Below are 5,652 nucleotides of genomic sequence, written 5' to 3' on the forward strand. Positions count from 1 at the left end.
AGTGGGTATGACATGGATATTCTGCCTACGGATATTATCACTTATGAAAAGGATACGCTGGAACTGCTTGACGATCTGAACACCAGTAACCAGAAGATTATCAAAATGACTTTCTTAATTACCTGTTACGGCAGGAGCAAAAGGGAGCTTGAAAATATTACACAGAGGGTGTCCGGTATTATCCAGCAGGCAAACTGTAACTTAAGATGTTTGCAGTATTTACAGGAACAGGGGCTTATGGCTTCTGCGCCGATTGGATGCAATGATACGGGAATTGAGCGTGTGCTTACCACAAAGAGTACCGCTATTCTTGTACCGTTCTGTACGCAGGAATTATTTATGCCTGCACCGGCAATCTACTATGGTTTAAATGCCCTGTCAAACAACATGATCATGGCAGACAGAAAGCGGCTTCGTACACCAAACGGAGTAATTTTAGGAACACCCGGTAGTGGTAAGTCCTTTAGTGCAAAAAGGGAGATTTTATCCTGCTTTCTTATGACAAGGGATGATGTGATTATCTGTGACCCTGAGGGCGAGTATTTTGCCCTTGTGGGAGCTTTGCATGGGCAGGTGGTAAAGCTGGCAACCAATTCCAAAGACTATCTGAACCCGATGGATATTCAGTTAAGCCACAAGGGGGATAAGGAAGCTCTGAAATTAAAGAGTGATTTTATCATTACCCTGTGCGATCTGATTGCCGGAGGAAAGGACGGTCTGGAGAATGATGAGAAGGGTATCATTGACGAATGTATCCGTCATATCTATGATGCCTATTTCGAAAATCCGGTGCCGGAGAATATGCCTATCCTTGAGGATTTGTATAATGCCCTTTTAGAACATAAGAATGCGAAAGCAGAGCGTATTGCCAATTCCCTTGTGCTGTATGTGCATGGTTCGCAGAATTATTTTAATCACCGCACTAACGTGGACAGTAAGAACCGTATCATGTGCTTTGATATCAGGGATTTGGGAAACCAGTTGAAAGAGCTAGGTATGCTCATCGTACAGGATGCCGTATGGAACAGGGTGTCACAGAACAGGGAGAGAAAAATCGCTACCCGTTATTACTGTGATGAGTTCCACCTTCTTCTAAAGGAGAGGCAGACTGCCATTTATTCGGTGGAAATCTGGAAGCGTTTCAGAAAATGGGGCGGTATTCCGACAGGTCTGACACAGAATGTGGGTGACTTCTTAAAGTCGGAGGAAATCGAGGGTATTCTTGGTAACTCAGATTTTGTTTATCTCTTGAACCAGAATGCAAAGGATCAGGCGATACTTGCTGATAAGCTGGGGCTTTCGGAAAAACAGCTTTCCCATGTGACCAATTCAGAGCCGGGTTCCGGTCTGATTCTGTTTGATAACGTGGTGATTCCTTTTGTGGATAAATACCCGACAGACACAAAGACCTATGCGATTATGAATACCAAACCGGAAGAAAGTGTAAAACAGGAGGATGTTGATTAGTGGCAGAGAATAAAAAAGACAAGTCGGCTGGGTTTGCAAGGGATAAGAGTGCTTTTGCTAAAGGTGGTTCCGAAAAGGACACCGCTTCACAAAAAGTACAGCATAGGCATTCCGGTACACATCAGCCAAGAGATGCAAATGACACTTCCGGAGATGTTCCGAAAAAGGAACAGTCTGAAACTTTTGGACAGAATGTCCAGAAGTCGGGGAATTCAGCAAAACGCAGAAATCAAAAGCAGTATCAGAAGCAGGACACTTTTGGACACAGTGAAAATCCTTCCGCAGAGCAAAAGGATTTGAAGTCTGAGAATATGGATGCGGACAGTAAGAGGAAAAGAGATTTTTCGCAGGAAAATAATACTTTTACAGAGGAAGGTAACAGGGAGCAGGAGGAACATCAGCAAAAGGATGATTACCACCGCAGGGATACCTACCACCAATCCGACAAAAAAGGAAAATACCACAGGAGGGAGTATCAGAACAGGAAACGTACAAAACAATCTGATTTTGAACGTGATTTCCAGACGAAGGAAAAAACCTTTACGGAAGGAGCAGAACCGGAGTTTCATGGAAGCAAAAAATTAGACAGACTGCAAAATAAGGCAGAGAAAGCTGGGAAAAAGACCGAAGCTGCAAGAAAGAAGATACCAAAGACAAAGGAGTATTCCTTTGAGCGTGTCTTTGATGAAAAGACAGGAAAAGCAAAGTATGTGCTGACTGCCGTGGAAAAAGAAAAGCAATTCAAACCGGATAGTCCGGTAAAAGTGGTTGCAGGCAGGGTAGGTGCAGAATATTCCAATTTTGCCCATGGCAAGGTTGCCGAAGTGGAGAAAGAAAATTCTGCTGTGGAAGGAGCACATAAGACGGAACAGACAGCAGAGAATGTCTATCATTTTGTGAAACGCAACCATAAAAGCGGATTGCAAAGGAAAAAGGAGAAAGTCGCAAAGCTGGAGAAAAAGCAGTTTAAGAAAGAGGTCAATTTCCGGTATCAGAAGTTTTTGGAAGAAAATCCGGAGATGCAGGAAAAGACCCTGAAAAAGCAGATGCAGAAACGATTGCAGAAACAGCGTATCAAGCGGGAGTATGCAAAGGCAAGGCGAGCAGGACAGGCAGCAAAGAATACAAAAGAAGCGGCTGCAAAATCAGCCAATTTTATTACCAAAGTTGCCAAGAAAATACAGGAGATAGCGAGCAGGAATGTTTCACTTCTGGTAACAATCGGTATCTTTGCACTGCTCCTGATTATGATCATGACAGCCATATCATCCTGTGGGGCGATGTTCTCAGATGGTATGAGTACCACACTGGCAGGAAGCTATATGAGTGTTCCAGCGGAAATTGATGCTGCGGACCTGGCGTTTTCCGAGCTGGAAATGGAATTGCAGAAAGAAATCAATGCCATAGAAACAGATTATCCGGATTATGACGAATACCGCTATAATCTGGATGCCATAGGGCATGACCCGTTTGTTTTAATCAGTTACCTGTCGGCAGTACATACGGAATTTACGGCAAGTGACGTGCAAAGTGAGATAGAAAGCCTTTTTGAAGAAATGTATGAGCTGACCTTAAATCCTACCACGGAGACGAGGACAAGGACTGTAACAGATCCGGAAACGGGTGAGGAGACGGAGGAAGAATACACCGTAACCATACTTGAAGTAACACTGACAGCCACCGATCTGGGTGTGGTGGTAGCCGGACACATGAATGAGGAGCAGAAAGAAATTTATGCTCTTTACAATGAAACCCATGGACTGACACAGCAGTTTTATACACCGCTCAATCTGTATTGGTATAGCTATGTGTCGAGTTATTATGGCTACCGTATCAATCCGGTCACAGGGCAGGAACAGTTTCACCGTGGTGTGGATATAGCGGTGCCCACAGGGACAACCGTGCTGGCAGCGATGGATGGAATGGTTACAACAGCAACCTATGATGCTTCTTATGGTAATTATGTTGTGATAGAGGACAGCAATGGTTACTGCACCAAGTATGCACACATGGATACATTAAGTGTCAGTGCCGGACAGACTGTTACACACGGAACAACCATAGGAACAACGGGAAATACGGGGAGCAGTACCGGAAGCCACCTTCATATCGAGTGTTTGTATAACGGGGAGTATTATAACCCGTTATTTTACTTTGATGTGGGTGAGGGAACTCTTTATGGAGAAAGTCCGGGCGGTGGCGGTTCGCCGGGAAATGTCACACCACCGGATTCCTATGATGATGCAACAGTACAGGCACTTATGGAGGAAGCGGCAAGATATCTTGGTTATCCGTATGTATGGGGCGGTTCTTCTCCGTCCACGAGCTTTGACTGTTCCGGCTTTGTATGCTGGGTATTTACCAACAGCGGCGTACATAACCTGCCAAGAACCACGGCACAGGGCATATATGACCAGTGTACTCCGGTGTCAGCGGCAGATGCCAAGGCTGGGGATATCATCTTTTTTACAGGTACTTACAATTCACCGGGACCTGTCAGCCATGTGGGTATCTATTGCGGAAACGGTGTGATGATACACTGTGGTGACCCAATCAAATATGCTTCTATCAATACACCATACTGGCAGAGCCATTTCTACAGTTTTGGAAGATTAAATTAAAAGCAGGAAGTGAGGATAAATGACAAAGGAAAGAATTGAAAAAGAGCTTCTGAAAGTCCGGGAGCAGCTTGCAGGATTGCAGGCAAGGCAGAAGGACTTAGAGGAGCAGTTACAGATGGCAGAGGATGCGGAGAAGATGAAGTTCATTGAGAAAAATAAAATCTCTCTGGAACGGCTGATTTTACTGAACAAAGTCAGTGAGGAAGAAATTCTGCATCTGTTAAAGAAAAAGGAACAGGAAGAACAGACACAACAATCAGAAAAGGAGGCAGTAAGCCATGAAAAAAATGAAACTATCATCTAAGGCAGTGTTATCGCTTGTTTTATCAGCGGTTTTATTCTGTATGCCCGCTTTGGGATTTGCCATGAACGGGAATTATGCAGTGAGTGTTCATGCGGAGGATACAGAGCCGGAAAGTAGTTCTGAGGAAAACAGAACCGAGAATGATACAGAGCAGGAAACAGAAAGCGGTTCTGAAGAAAACAGCACGGAAGAGGATACGGTATCCGGTGGTGATGTAAAAGAACCGGAGTGTACCTGTGAGGATAAATGTGGTGCGTATGAATACGACCATAATTGCGAAGTATGCGTGAAAGATTATAAGCTCTGTGCATATAAAAAGCCGAATGTCACAATCCAGATCAATCAGCCGGATGGGTGGCATAATGACAAAGCAACCGTGACATTTACGGTTGAGGATGTGGCACACACAGGAAATTTTGAAATTGCCAAGATTCAGGCGAAGGTAGGACAGAATGGAAGCTGGACGGATGTGACAGAGGACAGAAAGCTGGAGGTTTCTGAAAACTGTACGGTGTATGTGCAGGTCGCTGACCAGAAGGATCATACCAATGAGAGAAGCCGTGCAATCAAATGTTTTGACACCACAAAGCCTACGCTTAATGCTGCGGTCAGTGACGGACTTTTGAGTGTACAGGTACATGATACGGATTCCGGAGCGAAAGCAGTCTATGTCAACGGATATGAATTTACAGACCTTACAAACGGAACTTTGAATATCCGCCTGCAGCAATTTGATGCGGGGTATGAGTATTTTACCATTTCTGCAATGGACAATGCCGGAAATATGTCGGAGGTCTACAAGACGAAAAATCCATACTACAAAGACCCGGCAGATGAGAGTGATGACAATCCGGCAGAACAGCTTCCGGTCAATGCAGAAGCTACTAAGCCGGGAAGTGCCACGGGAACCGTAACAGAGCATACAAAGACAGACAGTGATGGAAATACCACTTCACAGACAAGTCCTGCGGAGCAGAAAAGGCAGGCAATGGCGGAAGCGGATGCTTCGGAGAAAGGAGAGAATGAGGATAAGGAGAGTAAGCAGTCCGGGCAGGGCAAGGAATTTTATACCATTCAGACGGCATCGGACAAGGTGTTTTATCTGATTATCGACAGGGATGGTGAGGAAGAAATGGTCTATTTCCTGACAGAGATTACGGAAAATGACTTGCTGAATACCACATCTGATAACAGCGAGACCTTACCGAAAAACTCTGCCGCATTAGAGTCTGCAATCCCGACTTCTGAAAGTGCATTGCC

Annotated in this window: 4 protein-coding genes; all 4 read left to right on the plus strand. The window is 44.8% G+C overall.

Annotated features, from left to right (window positions below):
- On the plus strand, positions 1-1,467 hold a 1,467-nt coding region (locus tag FYJ59_RS13695), incomplete at its 5' end, for a VirB4-like conjugal transfer ATPase, CD1110 family (protein WP_408646211.1).
- The gene (locus tag FYJ59_RS13700) at positions 1,467-4,088 is read left to right on the plus strand and encodes a CD1108 family mobile element protein (RefSeq protein ID WP_328597252.1); all 2,622 of its coding nucleotides are present in this window, start codon (positions 1,467-1,469) and stop codon (positions 4,086-4,088) included. The genes FYJ59_RS13695 and FYJ59_RS13700, both read left to right, overlap by 1 nt.
- Positions 4,089-4,107: 19 nt before the next feature.
- A complete protein-coding gene (locus tag FYJ59_RS13705; RefSeq protein WP_066548945.1) occupies positions 4,108-4,392 on the plus strand; it encodes a cell envelope biogenesis protein TolA in 285 nt (94 codons plus the stop codon).
- Positions 4,367-5,652, plus strand: a 1,286-nt coding sequence (locus FYJ59_RS13710; protein WP_154498881.1) for a CD1107 family mobile element protein, incomplete at its 3' end; no start/stop codon positions are given. The genes FYJ59_RS13705 and FYJ59_RS13710, both read left to right, overlap by 26 nt.

Source organism: Waltera intestinalis (genome assembly GCF_009695995.1).
GTDB classification, from domain to species: domain Bacteria; phylum Bacillota; class Clostridia; order Lachnospirales; family Lachnospiraceae; genus Acetatifactor; species Acetatifactor intestinalis.

Bases quoted from the DNA above. Each gene is read 5' to 3' on its own strand.
- FYJ59_RS13705 (WP_066548945.1), top strand. From the start codon at position 4,108: ATGACAAAGGAAAGAATTGAAAAAGAGCTTCTGAAAGTCCGGGAGCAG.